The sequence below is a fragment of the Devosia sp. genome (assembly GCF_024707125.1).
In the GTDB taxonomy this organism is placed as follows: Bacteria; Pseudomonadota; Alphaproteobacteria; order Rhizobiales; family Devosiaceae; genus Devosia.
This window is the reverse complement of record NZ_JANQAH010000007.1, coordinates 17,624-35,988: the sequence shown is the minus strand read 5'-3', so window position 1 is coordinate 35,988 and position 18,365 is coordinate 17,624. Positions and strand designations below refer to the sequence as shown.

Here is an 18,365-nt window from a genome sequence, read left to right as displayed (position 1 = left end):
CGGCGCAGGCAAGCCTTGAGGGGCGCTTAGTAGATCGCCTTCACATACATCTCCTGCGGCACAGGCCCGCGGTGGTAATCGGGGTGACGGATGCGCTCGGGCAGAACAATGTCCGGCTTGGGCACTTCGTCATAGGGAATGGCTTCGAGGAGATGCGCGATGCAATTGAGGCGCGCGCGCTTTTTGTCATCGGCCTGCACCACCCACCAGGGCGAATCCGTGGTGTGGGTTCGCGCCAGCATGTCTTCCTTGGCCTTGGTGTAGTCTTCCCAGTGGCGGCGGGATTCCATGTCCATGGGCGAGAGCTTCCACTGCTTCAGCGGGTCCTGAATGCGCATGCGGAAGCGGAATTCCTGCTCTTCATTGGTGATGGAGAACCAGAATTTGATGAGGATGATGCCCGAGCGGATGAGCATCTTTTCGAATTCCGGCACGGTGCGGAAGAACTCTTCCAGCTCGTCCGGCGAGCAGAAACCCATGACGCGCTCGACACCGGCACGATTGTACCAGGAGCGGTCGAACAGTACCATTTCGCCGGCCGCCGGGAGATGGGGCACATAGCGCTGAAAATACCACTGGGTCTTTTCGCGGTCGGACGGCGCGGGCAGCGCAACGACGCGGCAGACGCGCGGATTGAGCCGCTGGGTGATGCGCTTGATCGCCCCGCCCTTGCCGGCGGAATCGCGGCCTTCGAAAATAACCGCAACCTTCAGTTTGTTATGAACAATCCAGTCCTGCAGCCGCACCAGCTCGTGCTGCAGGCGGAATAGCTCGCGAAAATAGACATTGCGGTCGATCGACTTGCGCCCTGCCCGCTCGCCTTCTTCGGCAAGCGCCTCGAGCTGATCGTCCTCGAACTGCAGCTCGAGCTCTTCGTCAAAACTGTCGGTAATCTCTTCGCGAATGCGGTTCAGTTCCGCCTCGAATTGTTCGAAGCGCGCGTTTTGGTCGAAGTCGTTCACTTGAGAGCCCTCCGGATGCGGCACCATTGGCCACACCAGGATTGCACTTTTGTGACACTCTTAGTTGGCCATTGTTGAACGATGCGCCCAGCCGGTCATGCGCTTTTCGACCCAGGCCATCAGAGCATACATGGCGATGCCTTCAACGGCGAGCATCAGCAGACCGGCAAAGACCAGCGGCACGTTGAAGTTGGACTGGGCCGAGGCCATCATATTGCCGAGGCCGGAATTGGAAGCCACCGTTTCGCTGACCACCGAGCCGACGAAGGCCAGCGTGATCGCTACCTTCAGTGAGCCGAAAAAGTAGGGCATCGAGCGCGGAATACCGACCTTGAGCATGATGTCCATCTTCTTGGCCCCAAGGGCGCGGAGCACGTCCTCGGTTTCGGGTTCGATGGTCGCGAGGCCTGTCGCGACGTTCACGACGATGGGGAAGAAGGAAATCAGGAATGCCGTCAGTACGGCGGGCACAGTGCCGATGCCGAACCAGATGACGAGAATGGGAACCAGCGCCACTTTCGGGATGGCATTGAAGCCGACCATGATCGGATAGAGACCGGCATAGATGGTCCTGGACCAGCCGATGAAGAGACCGATACCAAGACCTGCCACCACGGCAATCATGAAGCCGAGCACGGTGGTGTAGAGCGTCTGGAGCGAGTTCTTCCAGATGGGCGACCAGTATTGAATGATCGCCTCAAACACCCGCGTCGGCGTCGGCAGGATAGTATGCGGTAGACCGGAAATGCGGACACCGATCTCCCAAATGACAAAGAGGCCGACGGTGTAGAGGAACGGCGCCAGCCGCACCCAATCGACCTTGAAGGCCGGCTTTGGCGGCACGGCAACCGGCGTTGTCGTATCGAGCGTCGTCATGCGGCAGCCCTCGCGGTGGCGATTTCCCCGTGCAGCTTCTGCACCATTTCGTTGAAAGCCGGCTCGTAGAGCAATTCGAGCTGTCGCGGCCGTTCGAACGGCACGACGTGTTCGGAAATCACCCTGCCCGGCCGCGCCGACATCACCACGACCTTGTCTGCCAGGAACACGCTTTCGCGTAGATCGTGGGTGACAAGAACGATAGTGACATCCTGGCTGGCATGGAGGTCGCGGATGACGCACCAGAGTTCTTCGCGGGTAAAGGCGTCGAGCGCACCAAAAGGCTCGTCGAGCATCAGCAATTCGGGTTCATGGATCAGCGCGCGACAAAGATTGGCGCGCTGCTGCATGCCTCCGGAAAGCTGCCACGGGAACTTCTCGCCAAAACCTTTCAGCCCAACTGTCTCCAGCAGCTTCTCGGCCTTGGCCACATATTCAGCCTTATGGCTTCGCAACCGATGCCGATGCCTCTCGACGATTTCGAGCGGCAGGAGAATGTTTTCGAGCGTCGTGCGCCACGGCAGCATGGTTGGGTTCTGGAACGCCATGCCGACAATGGAAACGGGCTTGGTGACCTGTTGATTGGCAACGATGACAGCGCCTGTCTGCGGAATATGCAGCCCCGTCGTCAGCTTCATCAGCGTGGACTTGCCGCAACCCGAAGGACCAACCACGGCAACAAATTCACCGCGATTGATTTTCAGATTGAGCCCGCTCACCGCCAGCGTGCCGGTCGGCCCGCCGTAGCGCATGTCGACATTTTCAATGGAGACCAGCGGCGAAGCCATGTCGCACCTCGAAGAATAAGAGGGTCCGCCCCGAGCCATCCCCGTTCCCTCGAAAGAACGGCCCGGAGCGGAAGTACCCGGGCGTCCCTTAATCGCCCGGGAATTCGGCCTTCTCCCCTTGGGGGAGAATGGCGATTGTGTACTAGGGCAGCATGCGCTCTGCGGCCGGGGCCAGGTACTGTGCGTCGAAGACGTCGGCGGCCGTAACATTGCCCTTGAGGCCCATCGAGATCTTCAGCGTTTCTATGGAGGCAGCGAGGCGCGCCTCGTCGATGCCGCCAAAGCCGTTTTCGACGACATAGGGCGTCTTGATATTCATCTCATTGGCCATGGTCAGGCGCTCGGTCTCGGTGTCGATATTGAGCGTCTCATTGCGAGCGAGAACGGCGGCAGCACCTGCGGCCGGATCGCTGACGGCATCAGCAAAACCCTTGGCCAAGGCGCGGAGAAACCCCTTCACCGCCTCCGGGTTTTCGTCGGCAAAGGCCTCGTTGACCATGATGGCATTGCCATAAAGGTTCAGCCCGTGGTCGGCGAAGAGAATGGTGGCGATATCGTCGTCCGGCACGCCATTGGCCTTGAGATTGAGGATCACCGAGAAGGCAAAGCCGAAGACACCATCGACATCGCCAGAGGCCAGCATGGGCTCACGCACCGGGAAACCGATGGATTCAAGCGTGATTGCCGAGGTGTCGATCCCGGCGACTTCCACGAAGGCGGGCCACTGGGCGAAGGCGCCATCCGGTGGCGGCGCGCCGAGCTTCTTGCCTTCAAGCGACTTCGGATCGTCAGTGACCCCCAGAGACTTGCGACCGATGACCGAAAACACCGACTTGTCATAGACCATCATGATGGCCTTGACCGGCTGGGTATTGTCTTCGTCGAGGAACTTGATCAGCGAATTGATGTCACCAAAACCGAACTGGTAGGCGCCGGTCGCAACACGCGGGATCGCCTCCACCGAGCCATTGCCGGTGTCGATCGTGACGTTGAGCCCCTCTTCGGCGAAATAGCCCTTGTCCTGGGCCAGCAGGAAACCAGCCGCAGGACCTTCGAAGCGCCAGTCGAGCGTGAGCTTGATATCGGTCTGCGCCATGGCCGGCGCGGCAAAGGCCAACGAACCCAGCAGGATGGCGGCAGTGAAATGCCTGCGATTGAGCATGAATGACGTCCCCAAATGAAATTGCGAGAGCAAGACAAGCGCAGCATTTTCGGGGGCGCAAGCAAAAACTGATTACAAATAGGTCATTTTTGCATGTCGCCTAATTTGTAGGCGACATGCTGAGATATTGGGTCCAAACTTGCTTAAAGCTGGCGCAGGCTAGCCCTAGTAAACGAACACAGTCAACTGGTTGCCACGCTGTTGGACGGCAAAGACCCGGTTTGAATTGTAGGAAGACCGGTCGATCGAAGCGCTCAGCAGGCTATCGCTGTTGATCGCCGAACGTAGCGAATTGCCGAGGCCGGAGTTGGTCAGCGCGGCGGCAAGCCAGGTTTGCATCTCCGGGCACATATCGACACGACGGATCTCGACATTGCTGGCGCGCTGCCACGAACCGCCGATCTGCGTGCCCTGGATCAGGCGCTGAACATCACCAGGGCTGGTGCCAACACAGACTGGCGCCCCCCGCCGTTGGATGCCGAGAAAACCGGAACGCCGCCGTTGCCGACGCCGCCACCGTTTCCACCGCCATTGCCGGGATTGCCGCCATTGTCCGGAGCGCCGCCCCCGCCGATCGACACGCCAATATTGGCGAGACTGCTGCCGCCCACGGTAGCACCAACGCCGACAGCGCCGTTGAGCAGCCCGACATCGGCATCAAGCAGACTGCCGCCACCGCTACCGACCGTGGCGTTGGCGATATCAGAGCCGCCCCCGATTTGCGCATCGAGCAACTGGTTCTCGCCACCGAGACCGACATTGACCAGACCCGAGTTCGAGGCATCCCCCGAACCGAGCGTGATCAGCGCCTCTTCGCCACTTCCGCCAATGATTCCAAGCAAGTTCTGCGCCTGAGCGGGCGCCGAAACACTCGCGATAAAGACCAGAGGCAGAAACGAAAGAACTGTTCTTTTCATAACTCATCTCCATCTTCGCGACCAATTGCCGCATAGAAGTGACGAGCGAAGACCAACTTGAGTTGCATTTCGAAGCGACAACTAAGTCAACTGGTAAACAATGGATCAATACATAAATATAGACAAAAATTAACCGGTCTATACGTCAACAAAAAAGGCGCGGAACCGAAGTTCCGCGCCCCATCGGGGCTACAGCAAAGGAGCGTCAGCCTTCCTGCCACCGCCGACTTATCGGGCTGAATCCCTGCCGGGACCGCCGCGTGGCTCGCCACAGCAGAACTGTGGTTCGCCTGCACAACGACCCATTTCCCACATCAGTTCCCCGAAAGCCGTTCACATCGGCGACCGCGCTAAAATTGCGTAGAGATCGCCAGGGTGAAGCGGTCGACGTCATAATTGTCGCCGCCCTCCTCCACCCATTTTCGCAAGGCAGCCAGCGACAGGCTCGCCTGATCCGCGATGGCATAGTCGAGGCGCAGGCTGGCCGTCTGAACCCGCCGGGTCTGGCTTGCATCGAAAATCCCCATCTCGTCGCTGCGGCTGACCGCCGCCGAGACCGAAAGGGCATCGGTCATGCGATACCGCGCCGAAAGCTCGACCTCGCTGATGCTGCTGGCAACGGGATCGAGCGGATCGTCCAAATCCACGCTCTTTTCGGCCCGCAGGGCGACAGTCCACCTATCACCCAGGGCGAGTTCCGACTGCATCGCCAGATAAGGCAAAATCTCGCGCAGGCCCGGATCGATCAGCGGCCAGACCATTGTCGCCCCAGCCAGGAACTCGACGAAAAGATTGCCCGCCTTGGCGCGAACGCCGCCAGCGGCGGTTCCAGCAGTTCCCGGCAGGCGGCCATAGTCGAGCTGGTCAGGCTCCGGAACGTTGGAAAAATCGCCCTTGAGCCGGCCGAGCACAGCCATGGTGCCCGTTACAGCCTTCTCCCAGTTCACCCCTACGGCGACAACGCCCACTTCAGGGTCGAGCCGAACAGGCGGCAACGTGATCGGCAGGCCGGAAATGATGGCATCCCCTGGATAACGCCAGCTTGCGTTCACCGTCACGTTGACTTGCTGGTCGGTTCCTATGACCGCCAGTTCCATCATGGTTTCGTGGGTTACTTTCCCGTTTGCAACGCCGATCATCGCGCCATTGAGCGGCAAACCTTCCCCGATCCAGTCGCGCGTCAGGGCATAGCCGGCGCGCAGCACCATGCCCTTGTCGAGTTCCAATGCGGCCTCAACGCCGGCCGCCGCCGACATGTCATCCTCCACGGCGATGGTGGCAAAGCGCGTCTGCTCGAACAGCAGAGTGCCGCGCAGCGACAAGGCACCCATGGAATGCGACAGCGACAGCTCATGCTTGTGTTCGACAAACAGGTCGGACGGCGCATCGACACTTTCCGTGACATTGCTGGTCCAGCCCGTCTCGACAGTGCTCTTGAGCGCAAAAGCATCCTCCCCGAGGACCGCCGAAACACTGACCACCCATACCGCAATGCAAGAAAACCGTCGCATCTCAATCTCCGGCGGAGCTACCGGATGAGAATGCTCATAGTTCAGTAACCAATATTTCACGTAGAGGGTCAGTACATTTACCTGCCCGGCAGCGTTGAGATTAAGCCTTAATGCTGGAAGTTGCTCGCGTAAGTATTCTATTAACTATGATCTTCGGCATCACTCCGGGATTTTGGCTCCACTCAAAAGGAGCTGGCCATGCCAAAACCGAGTGAACTTTGCACCGCCCTGCGCAATTGGCGCATCCGCGCCCGCCTGCAACAGGACGCCGTCGCCAAAAGCCTCGGCGTCACGCAGAGCCAGGTCAGCCGCTGGGAAAGTGGGCGAGACGCCCCCCGCCCGCACAATATCGAAGCCATCCGCCGCCTGATCTGGGGCCCCGAGGCCGATCCGCTGGTAGCCCTGCGCTATTTCGTGGAAGAGTCGCACCAGAACCTGCTGCTGATGGATGCCAGCCACACGATCATCGCCTGCAGCCGGCCACTGAAACTTTCATCCGGCCCGCTCGATCGCTTCGGCTGGGTGATCGACCCGCAGAAAAATCCAGCCTTTGCTCCGGTTCATGCCCGCTTCTGCGAATTGCTGGCTCGACCGGCCGGCGTGGTGAGCCTCAAGATCACCATCCCCTTCGTGGAGAATGGTCGCGACTGGTGCGCGATCATCACCAAGACCATTCACACGGTGGTCGGCACGCGCCTCTGTCTGGTGGAACCGAGTTTTCGCGAAGCAACCGGCCTCGAAGGCAAGGAAATCCGGCTTGAAGAGGTTCGCCTGACACCTGACGAAGGGGAGCGGCATTCCCTCACGCTTTGGCGGCAGATGGCCCCCGCCTCCTGATCCCTTGTGCCTTCGCAGTAATAAAAACCCGCGCCGGGGGGCTCCGGCGCGGGTCTGGCGTCCGTGGCGGGTTGGAGGTAACACCCCGCCGCAGGAGCTACCAGCCGTGCTTCTTGGTCTGGTTCTGGCCGCCGATGCCCAGGATGCCGTTGCCGTTCAGCACGCCATTGAGAATGGAATTGCCATTGGCAGTGTTGTTGCCGCTCAGAATGCCCGAGAGAATGCTGCTGTTATTGCCCACGGCGACGGTATTGCCGTTGAGGACATTGACATTGCCCACTTCGGCGACATCGCCCACCGTCGCGACGAGGCCGGTGATATTGCTGAGAACATTGTTGGTGCGCTTGGCGAAGAAGCCGCCGGCATGAGCGCCCGAAGTCATCGCCATGGCAGCCACGACGGAAAGTGCGATCACAGTCTTCATACTCGTTACTCCCTTGAAAACATGTCGGTTTCGACACGAGCGAGAGAACCCGAGGGCGCCACTTTGGGCAATTGAGGAGGCTTAGAATATGCGTTTCATGCGCACTAAACGCGTTTGCAGACCCAAACTAGGGGAAAGCCCTAAAGCTCGAAGCTTGCCTGCATGGCCTGAATGACCTTGATGGCGGCCGAGGCGCGGTTTTCAACACCGAGCTTGGCATAGACCTGTTCGAGGTGCTTGTTCACCGTCCGCGGGCTGAGGCCGAGAATATCGCCGATATCGCGGTTGGATTTTCCCCGCGCGATCCAGAGCAGCACTTCGCTCTCACGCTGCGTCAACCCAAAGTGCTGGCGGAGATTGTCCTCCTGCCCCTCTTCCTGCGCACCGGTGAGGCGGAAGAGATATTCATCGCCGCCAACGACACCGAGGAAGGCAAATTGCAGTCCCGGCGCGCCCGGCAGGTTGAGATCGAACCCACTGCCCGGTGCCGCATCGCCATGATCGAGGCGCCAACGAGAGAAACCGCCGGACATATCGGCTTGATGGTCCGAATCCATGCCGGAGCGTTCAAGCAGCTTGTTTGCCTGCGGCGTCGACCAGAGCACTGCAGCATCGGCGCCAAAGGCCACCAGATGCCGGCCGGCCGCATCGAGCGCAATCCGCGCGCTCTGGGCGCGGCGGGCATTGGCGAGGTGCACCCGGATACGGGCGCGCAATTCGTCGACATTGATGGGCTTTGAGAGATAGTCCACGCCGCCGCTTTCGAGCGCATGGACGATGTGCTCGGTTTCGGTCAGCCCGGTCATGAAGATGACAGGCACGTGGGTCAGCGGCGCCATGGCTTTCAAACGACGGCAGGTTTCAAAACCATCGAGCCCGGGCATGACCGCATCCATCAGCACCACATCGGGCACGACGCGCTGCACGATATTGAGCGCCGCCTCGCCGCTGCGCGCCACCAGCACGGTCACACCCGCTTCTTCAAGCGCGGTCGTCAGGAAGCCCAGGGACTCCGGCGAGTCATCGACAAGCAGGACAATGTCTTGGTCCTTCTCAATCCGGCTCATGGCTGACCCGTTCGAGCAGTTCCGCATAGCCGTCGAAATCGAAGCTCTCCATGTGCCCGCGCAAGGCGGTCACCAAGGGCTCGTTATTGGGATCGACGGCCAGTTCGGTCAATTTCGCTTCTATCCCTCTGATATGGCCGATTTGCCCCAGATTGGCCAAGTCACGCAAGTGCTCAACCCCAGGCGAACGCAGCTTTTTCGTCCTCTTTAGCTTGGGCGTCTGAGCCTCGAAATAGGTCCAGTCCAGCGCCAGTTGCGCCCCGATCTTGTCGAGCAATTGCGCGAGGTCGAAGGGCTTTGCCAGCGCGTCATTGTGTCCGGCATCGCGACTGGCCGGCCCTGCCCCATCGCCGATATTGGCCGAGAGCATGACGATGGGCTCGGCAATACCCCGTTCGCGCAGGGCCGAGACGAGATCCCATCCGCTCATGCCCGGCATGCGGATATCGACGAAAAACATATCAGGCCGCGTGGTAGCGACAAGATCGAGGCACGCAAGACCATCGGCCGCCGTCAGCACGACAAAGCCCAAAGGCGAGAGCATTTCGCGCATCAATTCGCGATGGTCCTGATTGTCGTCGACCACCATGAGCACCCGCGCCGGCCCGGCATAACCGACGATGCGGCGCAGATCGGCCCGGCCTTGGCTCAGGCGCTCGACCTTCGCCAGCATCAACCGCGCCTGAAAGCGGGTACCGACGCCAACCGTGCTCGACACGGTGATTTCGCCACCCAGCGTTTCCGTCAGCAGTTTTGTGATGGTTAGCCCAAGGCCAAGGCCCGGCGTAAAGCGATTATGCTCGGCTTCACCACGCACGAAGGGCTCGAAGATATGGTCGAGATCGCCAGGTGAAATACCGCTGCCGCTGTCCGAGACCGTGAACGTCGCCACCTGCATGCGATAGGTGACCTCGAAGCTGACATGGCCCGAGCTGGTGAACTTGATGGCGTTCGAGAGCAGATTGACCAATATTTGCCGCAGCCGCTTTTCGTCGGTCCGCACATAGATCGGCAGGGCCTTGGCGCGCGTATGGCGAAATTCCAGCCCCTTGGCTCCCGCCTGCAGCCGGAACATGTCGACGATCTGATCCAGAAAATCCTGGATATTGATCTCGTTCGAATAGACGTGCAGCCGCCCCGCCTCGATCTTGGAAATATCGAGCAGGCCATCGATCAGCCCCGACAGATGCTCGGCACTGCGGCGGATGACTTGCACTGAGCCACGCCTGTTCTCCGGCACTTCGGGATCGCGCTCCAATATCTGCGCATAGCCCATCACCGCGTTGAGCGGCGTGCGCAATTCGTGGCTGAGGCCGACGACGTAGCGCGACTTGGCCTGATTGGCCGCCTCGGCCTTTTCCTTGGCGCGCTGCAACTCGGCATCGGTCTTGCCGTGGGCGTCGATTTCCTTGAGCAGCAGCGTGTTTTGTCGCGTGCTCTCCTCTTCGGCAACCAGCCGGCTGTCATGCGCCAGCACGAGGAACCACGTCATGATCCCCGCGGCCACCGCGAAGACGAAGAACACCACGAGTAGTGTGCCGCCCACCACATCGGCCGTATGCGGCGCCGATTGGCTGGCGAAATAATAGATCAGCCCAAGGATGCCGCCGAGGATCGCCGTCGCAATGCCCATGGACATGCCGTAGCGCCCAAGCCGGGTTTGCAATTTCTCGATCGCCCATTGCGGCAGCACGCTCGAAGCCACCGCATGCGTCTGCGCCCGGAAATGCGCGTGCGGCTTGCACATGTCATGGCAACGCGCATCGAGCGAACAGCAGAGCGAACAGATCGGCGCCGCATAGGCGGGGCACCAAGCCATGTCCTCGGGCTCGAAGGGGTGTTCGCAGATCGAACAAGTCAGCGAGGTCTTGTTCGCCCATGCTTTCCGCGGTTTGCGGGCGAGGTAATATTTCCCCTTGGTGGCCCAGGCGATGGCCGGCGATGCGATGAAACAAACCACCAGTGCGATATAAGGCGCCAGCGCCGCAGCCATCTCGCCAAAAGCACCAAAATGCGCCGCCAGCGCGATCACCGCCGACAGCAGCATCGACCCGACACCGACGGGATTGATGTCATAGAGATGCGCGCGCTTGAACTCGATACCGGGCGGCGACAGGCCCAGCGGCTTGTTGACGAAAAGATCGGCCGAAATCGAGCAGAGCCAAGCCATGGCAATGATGGAAAAGATGCCGAGCGTCTCTTCCAGCAGCCGATAGATGCCCAGCTCCATAAGAAGCAGCGCAATGGCGACATTGAAGAGCAACCAGACAACCCGACCCGGATGGCTATGGGTCAGCCGCGAGAAGAAGTTCGACCAGGCCAGCGACCCGGCATAGGCGTTCATCACATTGATCTTGAGCTGGCTGACCACCACGAAGACGGCCATCAGCATCAGGGCAATGAACTCATTGGGGATCATGTAGCCAAAGGCTACGGCATACATGTAACCGGGCTCTGACGCATGCTCGGGCGAAACGCCCGCCGACAGCGCAAGAAAAGCCAGGAACGACCCCGCGATCAGCTTGGGCGCACCAACGACAACCCACCCTGCCCCAGCCAGAAAAATCCCGACCTTGTGCCGCCACTTCGGCGCACCCTCCGCCGGCAAAAATCGCAAAAAATCGACCTGCTCACCGATCTGCGTCATCAGCGCCAGGATCACCGCCGAGGCCGCCCCAAACTTGGCGATGTCAAAAGGCGCAATGCTGCCCGCCGCCCCTTCCGGCTGCCCCAGCCCAGCAAAGGCCCGCCAAAGGTCGAACTTTTCCCAATCCAGAAAGGCGATGAAGAAAAAGGGAAGAATATTCAGCACGAGCCAGATCGGCTGCGTCAGCACCTGAAAGCTCGAAATCATCCTGATGCCATGCGTCACCAGCGGAATGACGATCAGCGCCGAAATGATGTGCCCTATCCAGAGCGGAATGCCGAAAGCCAATTGCAGCGCGCTCGACATGATCGAGGCTTCAATGGCGAAGAGGATGAAGGTAAAACTCGCGTAGATCAGCGAGGTGATCGTCGAGCCGATATAGCCAAAGCTCGCCCCGCGGGTGAGCAGGTCGACGTCCACGCCATGCCGCGTCGCATAGCGCGAGATGGGGATGCCAACAAGCAGGATGGCGATTGACGCGACGACTATCGCAATCAGCGCATTGGTTGTCCCATATGACAACGTAATGCTACCGCCAATGGCCTCCAGCGCCAAAAACGAGATCGCGCCAATGGCCGTCTGCGAGATTCGATCGTTTGAAAAACGCCGCGCCGACTTGGCGGTAAAACGCAGCGCATAGTCCTCAAGCGTCTGATTGGCGACCCAGCGATTGTATTCGCGCCTGATGGGAATGATCCGTTGCCGCGCCATTATTCGCTCAAGCCTTAACCAATTCGCCGCGCTGCCCAAAAATTCGCCACGCCTGTCTTAGCACGGTTTTTGGCAAAATCACGCGGTTTTTCAGGCCCTTCCGGCACTAGGCGGAATCTGTCTGTCAGGCAGTTACGTCAATCGACGTATAGGGCAGCGTTAAAAAATCGTCTCAGGTGCCCCCATCGAGGCGCCTCCCTTGGCTGTCTCCTGGGGTCAACAAAGTTAGAGGGACGAACTTATGAACTTCACCCGCGCAAAAAGCGCCCTGCTCGCCGCGGCACTCGCCGGCAGCATTTCCCTGCCCATGGTTGTTCCGACCATGGCACAGGAAGACACCATCAAGGTTGGTATCCTCCACTCGCTTTCGGGCACAATGGCGATTTCGGAAACCACCCTCAAGGACACCATGCTGTTCCTGATCGAACAGCAAAACGCCAAGGGCGGCGTTCTGGGCAAGAAGCTCGAACCCGTCGTGGTCGATATTGCTTCGGACTGGCCGCTGGCCGCCGAACTCGCTCGGCAGCTGATCGAAGTCGACGGCGTTGACGCGGTTTTCGGGTGCTGGACCTCGGTCTGCCGCAAGTCCGTTCTCCCGGTCTTTGAAGAACTGAACTCGCTGCTCTTCTACCCTGTCCAGTACGAAGGCGAAGAATCCCAGCGCAACGTGTTCTACACCGGCGCTTCGCCGAACCAGCAGGCCATCCCGGCCGTCGATTACCTCGCCGATGAAGAAGGCGTGGAACGCTGGGTGCTCGCAGGCACCGACTATGTCTATCCGCAGACGACCAACAAGATCCTCGAGCAGTACCTGCTCGATAAGGGCGTCGCCAAAGAAGACATCATGATCAACTACACGCCCTTCGGTCATTCCGATTGGCAGACCATCGTCTCCGACATCAAGGCCTTCGGTTCGGAAGGCAAGAAGACCGCCGTGGTCTCGACCATCAACGGCGACGCCAACGTGCCGTTCTACCGTGAGCTGGGCAACCAGGGCATCAAGGCCGAAGACATCCCGGTCGTCGCCTTCTCGGTCGGCGAAGAAGAACTCTCCGGCTTCGACACCACCCCGCTGGTGGGCCACCTCGCCGCATGGAACTACTTCATGTCGGTCGACACCCCCGAAAACGAAGCCTTCATTGCTGATTGGCAGAAATTCATCGGCTCCGACACCCGCGTCACCAATGACCCGATGGAAGCCCACGTGATCGGCTTCAACCTCTGGGTAAAGGCCGTGGAAGCTGCCGGTTCGACCGAAGCCGATGCTGTCATCGACTCGATCGTCGGCCTCGAAACCCCGAACCTGACCGGCGGCGTCGCCAAGATGCTCCCCAACCACCACATCACCAAGCCCGTGCTGATTGGCGAAATCCAGGATGACGGCCAGTTCTTCGTGGTCTGGGAAACCGAAGACCTCGTCCCCGGCGACGCATGGTCCGACTTCCTGCCCGAATCCAAGATGCTGGAAGCCGATTGGACCGCCCCGGTCAACTGCGGCAACTACAACACCGAAACCAAGTCCTGCGGCGGCGCTGTCGCAGCACAGTAAGCCCAGCGCTTAGCTCCCGGCAGGGGCGGCCTCCGCCCCTGCCTCTTTCTCTCGCAGCGACAAGGACTTTCCAAGCGATGCTGACTCAACTTCTCCGCCTGGCCCTGCTCACCCTGTCGCTTCTGCTCCCCACGCAAATTGCCCGCGCGCAGGATGCCGTGGACATTCCGGCCCAGATCGCCGCCATGGGTGAAGCGAGCCTCAAGGAACTCACGCAGATCGTTGTCGAGCTCTCCTCCACCGGTGACAACAGCGTGGTCCCGGTTCTCACCGCCCTCGCCGACGGCAATCTCTATCTCGATGAAACCTCCGGCCGTGTTATCATCCAGACCGGCTCGGCCATCACCGATCCCTTGACCGGCGAGGCCGTCGATCTCGGTGCCGAAGCCGACCTCTCCCGCATCCGCGTCAACAACGGCCTGAGGCGCGATATTTCCGCTGCCCTTTCCGGCATGACGCTGATGAGCGACAATCCCTCGACGCGCCTGTCGGCCGCCCAGGGCTTTCTCGCTAAGCCCGACGCCGCCAATCTGCCACTGCTCGACGAAGCTATCGCTGCCGAAACCGACGCCAATGTCCGCTCGGCCATGCAGGCTGCTCGCGCCGTAACGATCCTGACGAGCGAAGACGCCAGCATCGAAGACAAGAACGCCGCCGTGCCACAGGTCGTGGCTGGCGCCGGCCGCAATGCCATCACCATCCTCACCGGCGCCCTCTCCAATGCGCCCGACGAGGTAAAGCCGACCATCGAGGCCGCCATTGCTGGTCTCGAACAGGGCCGCGCAGTCTGGGGTGCACTGCAAAACGTCTGGTTCGGCGTCTCGCTCGGCTCGGTGCTCCTCCTCGCCGCCATTGGCCTTGCCATCACCTTCGGCGTCATGGGCGTCATCAACATGGCCCACGGCGAAATGGTCATGCTCGGCGCCTATACGACCTTCCTCGTCCAGCTCGTCATCCGCCAGAATTTCCCGGGCCTGCTCGATTATTCCCTGCTCATCGCCCTGCCCGTCGCCTTCCTTGTCACCGGCGCCATCGGCGTTGGCATCGAGCGCGGCATCATCCGCTGGCTCTATGGCCGTCCGCTCGAAACCCTGCTCGCTACCTGGGGTCTGTCGCTGATCCTGCAGCAGACCGTGCGCTCGATCTTCGGCCCAACCAACCAGATGGTCATCGCCCCCACCTGGATGTCTGGCTCGACCGAATTCTTCGGCCTCGCCATCACCTACAACCGCTTCTGGATCGTCATCTTCGCGCTGATCGTCTTCTTCGCGCTCCTGCTGGTCCTCAACCGCACGCCGCTCGGCCTGCAAATGCGTGCAGTCACCCAGAACCGCCGCATGGCCTCTGCCATGGGCATCCGCACCCCATTCGTCGATGCCATGACCTTCGGCCTCGGCTCGGGCATTGCCGGCCTCGCCGGCGTCGCACTCACACAGATCGACAACATCTCTCCCAACCTCGGCCAAAACTACATCATCGACAGTTTCATGGTCGTGGTCTTCGGCGGCGTGGGCAATCTCTGGGGCACCTTTGTCGGCGCACTGACGCTCGGCGTCGCCAACAAATTCCTCGAGCCCTATGCCGGCGCGGTGCTCGGCAAGATTCTGATCCTGGTGCTGATCATCCTGTTCATCCAGCGGCGTCCGCGGGGCCTCTTCGCCCTCAAGGGACGGGCGATCGAACAATGAGTTTGAAAGCCCCCTCACCCGTCTCGGGCTTCGCCCGATCCACCCTCTCCCCAAGTGGGAGAGGAATGGTGCTCCCCTCTTATTCTTCTCCCTCTCGGGGAGAAGGTGGCGCGCAGCGCCGGATGAGAGGGTTTCTCAATCTGACTGGATATTGCCCATGCTGACCCAAGCCCTGTTCCGCGCGCTCGACAAAAAGGCCGTCTGGGTCATCGGCATCTTCCTCGCCGTTGCCGTACTCGTGCCGATGGCCAATCTGCTTATTCCGCCCGGCCAGTTCGGCCACGTCCCGACCTACCTCGTCTCCCTGCTCGGTAAGTATCTCAGCTACGCCATCCTGGCGCTCGCACTGGATCTCGTCTGGGGCTATTGCGGCATTCTCTCGCTCGGCCACAGCGCCTTCTTCGCGCTCGGCGGCTATGCCATGGGCATGTATCTCATGCGCCAGATCGGCACCCGCGGCGTCTATGGCAATCCGACGCTGCCCGACTTCATGGTCTTCCTCAATTGGAAGGAGCTGCCCTGGTACTGGTACGGCTTCGACAATTTCTGGTTCGCCATGGCCATGGTTGTACTGGTGCCCGGCCTCCTCGCCTTCATCTTCGGCTTCTTCGCCTTCCGAAGCCGCGTGACCGGCGTTTATCTCTCCATCATCACCCAGGCGATGACCTTCGCCCTGCTGCTTGCCTTCTTCCGCAACGACATGGGCTTTGGCGGCAATAACGGCCTCACCGACTTCAAGGACATCCTTGGCGCCCCGGTTCAGGCCCAAAGCACCCGCGTCATCCTCTTCGCCGCGACCGCAATCGCCCTGGCTCTGTCGGTCCTCATCTGCTCGATGATCGTCAATTCCAAACTCGGCAAGGTCATGGTTGCCGTTCGCGACGCCGAAAGCCGCACCCGCTTCATTGGCTACCGCGTTGAATACGTGAAACTCTTCGCCTTCACCGTCTCAGCCATCATGGCCGGCATTGCCGGCGCGCTCTACGTGCCGCAGGTCGGCATCATCAATCCCGGCGAATTCGAGCCCGGCAATTCCATCGAAGTGGTCATCTGGACCGCCGTCGGTGGGCGCGGCACGCTGGTCGGCCCGATTATCGGCGCCATCGTCGTCAATCTCGGTAAATCCTGGTTCACCAGCGCCCTGCCCGAATTCTGGCTCTTCGCGCTCGGCGCCCTCTTCATCTTCGTCACCCTGTTTCTGCCCAAAGGCATTGTCGGGCTCTGGAAGCAACTCTTTGGCGCCAGCCGCAAGAAGGCCGAGGAACCGGCGGCGCCGACCCCTGCCCAATCCGCTGACATCGAGCGCGGCGAAGACCCTTCAACCTTCGACAATGTCCAACCCCGGCCGGCGGAGTAAAGCCAATGAGCAAAGCTCAGGACACGATGCTCTACCTCAACGGCGTCTCGGTTGCCTTTGACGGCTTCAAGGCCATCAACAATCTGTCCATCATCGTCCGCCCCACCGAAATGCTTGCTATCATCGGCCCCAATGGCGCGGGAAAGACCACGATGATGGATATCATCACGGGTAAGACCCGCCCCGATGACGGCGACGTCATGTTCGATGGCCGCACCGACCTCACCAAGCTCGACGAAGCCGCCATCGCCAATCTCGGCATCGGCCGCAAGTTCCAGAAGCCTACCGTCTTCGAGAGTCACACGATCTGGGACAATCTCGAAATGGCGCTTAAGAAGCCGCGCGGCATCTTTGCTGCGCTCTTCTACACGCCCAGCGAGGAAGACGTGGCCCGCATCACCGAAATCCTCGAAACCGTGAGGCTCCTCCACCGCAAGGACGAATACGCCGCCAATCTCAGCCACGGCCAGAAACAGTGGCTCGAAATTGGCATGCTGCTTGCACAAGATCCTAAGCTCCTGCTCGTCGACGAACCCGTCGCCGGCATGACCGACAGCGAAACCGAGGAGACCGCGAAACTGCTGCGCGAAATCGCAAAAACCCGATCGGTCGTAGTGGTCGAGCACGACATGAGCTTCGTGCGCGAGCTGGGTTCGCGCGTCGTGTGCCTGGCCGAAGGCGCAGTACTGGCCGAGGGTTCTCTCGATCAGGTCAGCGCCAATCCCGTCGTGATCGAAAGGTATCTTGGACGATGACCGCAGCCCTCTCGATCTCAACCATCGACCTCCACTACGGCGCCGCACAGGCGCTCAAGGGCGTCTCCATCGACTGCCAGCCTGGCAAGATCACCGCTGTGCTCGGCCGTAACGGCGTCGGCAAATCGTCGACCCTCCGCGCCATCACAGGCATCAACCACATCTCGTCCGGTGCCATAACTTTCGGCAGCGAAGTGCTCAAAAAAGCGCCACCGTATAAACGCGCGCGCATGGGTATCGGCTACGTGCCGCAGGGCCGCGAAATCTTCCCACTGCTCACGGTCAAGGAAAACCTCGAAACCGGCTATGCCGGCCTCCCCCGCGGCGAACGTAACATTCCCGAATACATCTTCGAGCTGTTCCCTGTCCTGAAATCCATGCTTAGGCGGCGGGGCGGCGACCTCTCGGGTGGCCAACAGCAGCAGCTTGCAATCGGCCGCGCTCTGGTCACCCGACCCAAGGTGCTGGTCCTCGACGAGCCTACCGAAGGCATCCAGCCCTCGATCATCAAGGATATCGGCCGCGCCCTGCAATTCCTGCGCGACGAAAAGGGCATGACCATCCTCTTGGTCGAACAATTCCTCGATTTCTGCCGCGAAATTGCCGACGACATCTATGTCATGGACCGCGGCGAAATCATGCACCAGGGCCCGGCGAGCGATCTCGACCGGCCGGACGTGCGCAAACACCTGATGGTATGAAAAAGGGCATCTGACCGAAGCCAGATGCCCTTGCTAGCCGCTGAAAGCGACCGATTATTGTTTGACGAAGCCGCCATCAATGCAGGCCTGCAGGTCGATCGTGTCGAGATCGATCGTCGCAGTCGCGGCCTGGGCTTCGTTGACAGCAGGAGCGTCCACAACTGCCGCATCAGTGCCACCGGCGGTGCTGTCTTCGCTGGAATCGCTCGATTCCGTCAGCGACTCCGTGGCTTCGGCATTGGCCAAGCCATCGCAGCGCTCCTGGACGGCTGGCTGGTCGGCTTCGGAAACGGCAACGCCGTTGATGGTCATACCCTGCGCAAAAGCAGCACCAGTGAGAGCGATAGTAAGCGCAGCAACAGACAAAGCAGATTTGATGGTCATTTGAATAACCTCTTGAAAATTCTTTATGA

At 60.4% G+C, this 18,365-nt stretch carries 17 protein-coding genes; 6 read left to right on the top strand and 11 right to left on the bottom strand.

The features are described 5' to 3' along the window. Positions 1–26: 26 nt before the first annotated feature. From ppk2 to NVV77_RS05330, 7 genes are all read right to left on the bottom strand, one after another. Entirely contained in the window at positions 27–962 is a 936-nt protein-coding gene (gene ppk2 / locus NVV77_RS05360) for a polyphosphate kinase 2 (protein ID WP_295411456.1), read from the bottom strand. Positions 963–1,022: 60 nt separating this feature from the next. After that, positions 1,023–1,838, bottom strand: coding sequence for an ABC transporter permease (locus tag NVV77_RS05355; RefSeq protein WP_295411455.1), 816 nt, complete (start codon positions 1,836–1,838; stop codon positions 1,023–1,025). After that, positions 1,835–2,626, bottom strand: a complete 792-nt coding sequence (locus NVV77_RS05350; protein ID WP_295411454.1) for an ABC transporter ATP-binding protein — start codon at positions 2,624–2,626, stop codon at positions 1,835–1,837. The genes NVV77_RS05355 and NVV77_RS05350 overlap by 4 nt, the downstream gene beginning before the upstream one ends. A 142-nt stretch (positions 2,627–2,768) precedes the next feature. Beyond that, on the bottom strand, positions 2,769–3,788 hold the full coding sequence (locus tag NVV77_RS05345; RefSeq protein ID WP_295411453.1) for an ABC transporter substrate-binding protein: 1,020 nt from the start codon (positions 3,786–3,788) through the stop codon (positions 2,769–2,771). Between the two features lie 165 nt (positions 3,789–3,953). Further along, complete coding sequence (locus NVV77_RS05340; protein ID WP_295411452.1) at positions 3,954–4,127, bottom strand: hypothetical protein; 174 nt, start codon at positions 4,125–4,127, stop codon at positions 3,954–3,956. A 77-nt stretch (positions 4,128–4,204) separates the two neighbouring features. Beyond that, positions 4,205–4,705: a hypothetical protein gene (locus tag NVV77_RS05335; RefSeq protein WP_295411451.1), complete on the bottom strand. Its 501-nt coding sequence runs from the start codon at positions 4,703–4,705 to the stop codon at positions 4,205–4,207. 350 nt (positions 4,706–5,055) lie between these two features. Beyond that, on the bottom strand, positions 5,056–6,216 hold the full coding sequence (locus NVV77_RS05330; protein WP_295411450.1) for a hypothetical protein: 1,161 nt from the start codon (positions 6,214–6,216) through the stop codon (positions 5,056–5,058). Positions 6,217–6,414: 198 nt separating this feature from the next. On the opposite strand from NVV77_RS05330, the gene NVV77_RS05325 reads away from it, so the two are divergent. Then, positions 6,415–7,053 (top strand): helix-turn-helix transcriptional regulator, encoded by a 639-nt coding sequence (locus NVV77_RS05325; protein WP_295411449.1) that lies wholly within the window; start codon positions 6,415–6,417, stop codon positions 7,051–7,053. 97 nt (positions 7,054–7,150) lie between these two features. Here the strand turns inward: NVV77_RS05325 and NVV77_RS05320 are convergent, their stop codons facing one another. The 3 genes from NVV77_RS05320 to NVV77_RS05310 all read right to left on the bottom strand — a co-directional run bounded on the left by NVV77_RS05320 (position 7,151) and on the right by NVV77_RS05310 (position 11,905). Continuing rightward, positions 7,151–7,477, bottom strand: coding sequence for a hypothetical protein (locus tag NVV77_RS05320; protein WP_295411448.1), 327 nt, complete (start codon positions 7,475–7,477; stop codon positions 7,151–7,153). Between the two features lie 140 nt (positions 7,478–7,617). Beyond that, a complete protein-coding gene (locus NVV77_RS05315) occupies positions 7,618–8,544 on the bottom strand; it encodes a response regulator (protein ID WP_295411447.1) in 927 nt (308 codons plus the stop codon). Continuing rightward, positions 8,531–11,905: an ATP-binding protein gene (locus NVV77_RS05310; RefSeq protein ID WP_295412243.1), complete on the bottom strand. Its 3,375-nt coding sequence runs from the start codon at positions 11,903–11,905 to the stop codon at positions 8,531–8,533. Before NVV77_RS05310 ends, NVV77_RS05315 begins: the two co-directional genes overlap by 14 nt. A 304-nt stretch (positions 11,906–12,209) precedes the next feature. Here NVV77_RS05310 and urtA point away from each other — a divergent pair, with 304 nt between their 5' ends. From urtA to urtE, 5 genes are all read left to right on the top strand, one after another. Then, on the top strand, positions 12,210–13,451 hold the full coding sequence (gene urtA, locus NVV77_RS05305) for an urea ABC transporter substrate-binding protein (RefSeq protein WP_295412241.1): 1,242 nt from the start codon (positions 12,210–12,212) through the stop codon (positions 13,449–13,451). A gap of 77 nt (positions 13,452–13,528) precedes the next feature. Then, positions 13,529–15,139 (top strand): urea ABC transporter permease subunit UrtB, encoded by a 1,611-nt coding sequence (gene urtB / locus NVV77_RS05300; protein WP_295411446.1) that lies wholly within the window; start codon positions 13,529–13,531, stop codon positions 15,137–15,139. A gap of 157 nt (positions 15,140–15,296) precedes the next feature. Then, complete coding sequence (gene urtC, locus NVV77_RS05295) at positions 15,297–16,496, top strand: urea ABC transporter permease subunit UrtC (RefSeq protein WP_295411445.1); 1,200 nt, start codon at positions 15,297–15,299, stop codon at positions 16,494–16,496. 5 nt (positions 16,497–16,501) lie between these two features. Continuing rightward, positions 16,502–17,251 carry an urea ABC transporter ATP-binding protein UrtD gene (urtD, locus tag NVV77_RS05290; protein ID WP_295411444.1) on the top strand — a complete coding sequence of 250 codons (750 nt, stop codon included), beginning with the start codon at positions 16,502–16,504 and terminating at the stop codon, positions 17,249–17,251. Continuing rightward, positions 17,248–17,952, top strand: a complete 705-nt coding sequence (urtE, locus tag NVV77_RS05285) for an urea ABC transporter ATP-binding subunit UrtE (protein WP_295411443.1) — start codon at positions 17,248–17,250, stop codon at positions 17,950–17,952. The genes urtD and urtE overlap by 4 nt, the downstream gene beginning before the upstream one ends. 54 nt (positions 17,953–18,006) lie before the next feature. On the opposite strand, the gene NVV77_RS05280 is transcribed toward urtE, so the two are convergent. Then, a complete protein-coding gene (locus NVV77_RS05280) occupies positions 18,007–18,336 on the bottom strand; it encodes a hypothetical protein (RefSeq protein ID WP_295411442.1) in 330 nt (109 codons plus the stop codon). Positions 18,337–18,365: the final 29 nt, after the last annotated feature.

Excerpts from the sequence above, each read along its gene's own strand:
- NVV77_RS05320 (WP_295411448.1), bottom strand. The coding sequence starts at position 7,477 with ATGAAGACTGTGATCGCACTTTCCGTCGTGGCTGCCATGGCGATGACT.
- urtC (WP_295411445.1), top strand. The coding sequence starts at position 15,297 with ATGCTGACCCAAGCCCTGTTCCGCGCGCTCGACAAAAAGGCCGTCTGG.
- urtE (WP_295411443.1), top strand. The coding sequence starts at position 17,248 with ATGACCGCAGCCCTCTCGATCTCAACCATCGACCTCCACTACGGCGCC.
- NVV77_RS05355 (WP_295411455.1), bottom strand. The coding sequence starts at position 1,838 with ATGACGACGCTCGATACGACAACGCCGGTTGCCGTGCCGCCAAAGCCG.
- NVV77_RS05340 (WP_295411452.1), bottom strand. The coding sequence starts at position 4,127 with ATGCAAACCTGGCTTGCCGCCGCGCTGACCAACTCCGGCCTCGGCAAT.
- NVV77_RS05330 (WP_295411450.1), bottom strand. The coding sequence starts at position 6,216 with ATGCGACGGTTTTCTTGCATTGCGGTATGGGTGGTCAGTGTTTCGGCG.
- urtD (WP_295411444.1), top strand. The coding sequence starts at position 16,502 with ATGAGCAAAGCTCAGGACACGATGCTCTACCTCAACGGCGTCTCGGTT.
- urtA (WP_295412241.1), top strand. The coding sequence starts at position 12,210 with ATGGTTGTTCCGACCATGGCACAGGAAGACACCATCAAGGTTGGTATC.
- NVV77_RS05325 (WP_295411449.1), top strand. The coding sequence starts at position 6,415 with ATGCCAAAACCGAGTGAACTTTGCACCGCCCTGCGCAATTGGCGCATC.
- NVV77_RS05315 (WP_295411447.1), bottom strand. The coding sequence starts at position 8,544 with ATGAGCCGGATTGAGAAGGACCAAGACATTGTCCTGCTTGTCGATGAC.
- NVV77_RS05345 (WP_295411453.1), bottom strand. The coding sequence starts at position 3,788 with ATGCTCAATCGCAGGCATTTCACTGCCGCCATCCTGCTGGGTTCGTTG.
- NVV77_RS05335 (WP_295411451.1), bottom strand. The coding sequence starts at position 4,705 with ATGAAAAGAACAGTTCTTTCGTTTCTGCCTCTGGTCTTTATCGCGAGT.
- NVV77_RS05350 (WP_295411454.1), bottom strand. The coding sequence starts at position 2,626 with ATGGCTTCGCCGCTGGTCTCCATTGAAAATGTCGACATGCGCTACGGC.
- urtB (WP_295411446.1), top strand. The coding sequence starts at position 13,529 with ATGCTGACTCAACTTCTCCGCCTGGCCCTGCTCACCCTGTCGCTTCTG.
- NVV77_RS05280 (WP_295411442.1), bottom strand. The coding sequence starts at position 18,336 with ATGACCATCAAATCTGCTTTGTCTGTTGCTGCGCTTACTATCGCTCTC.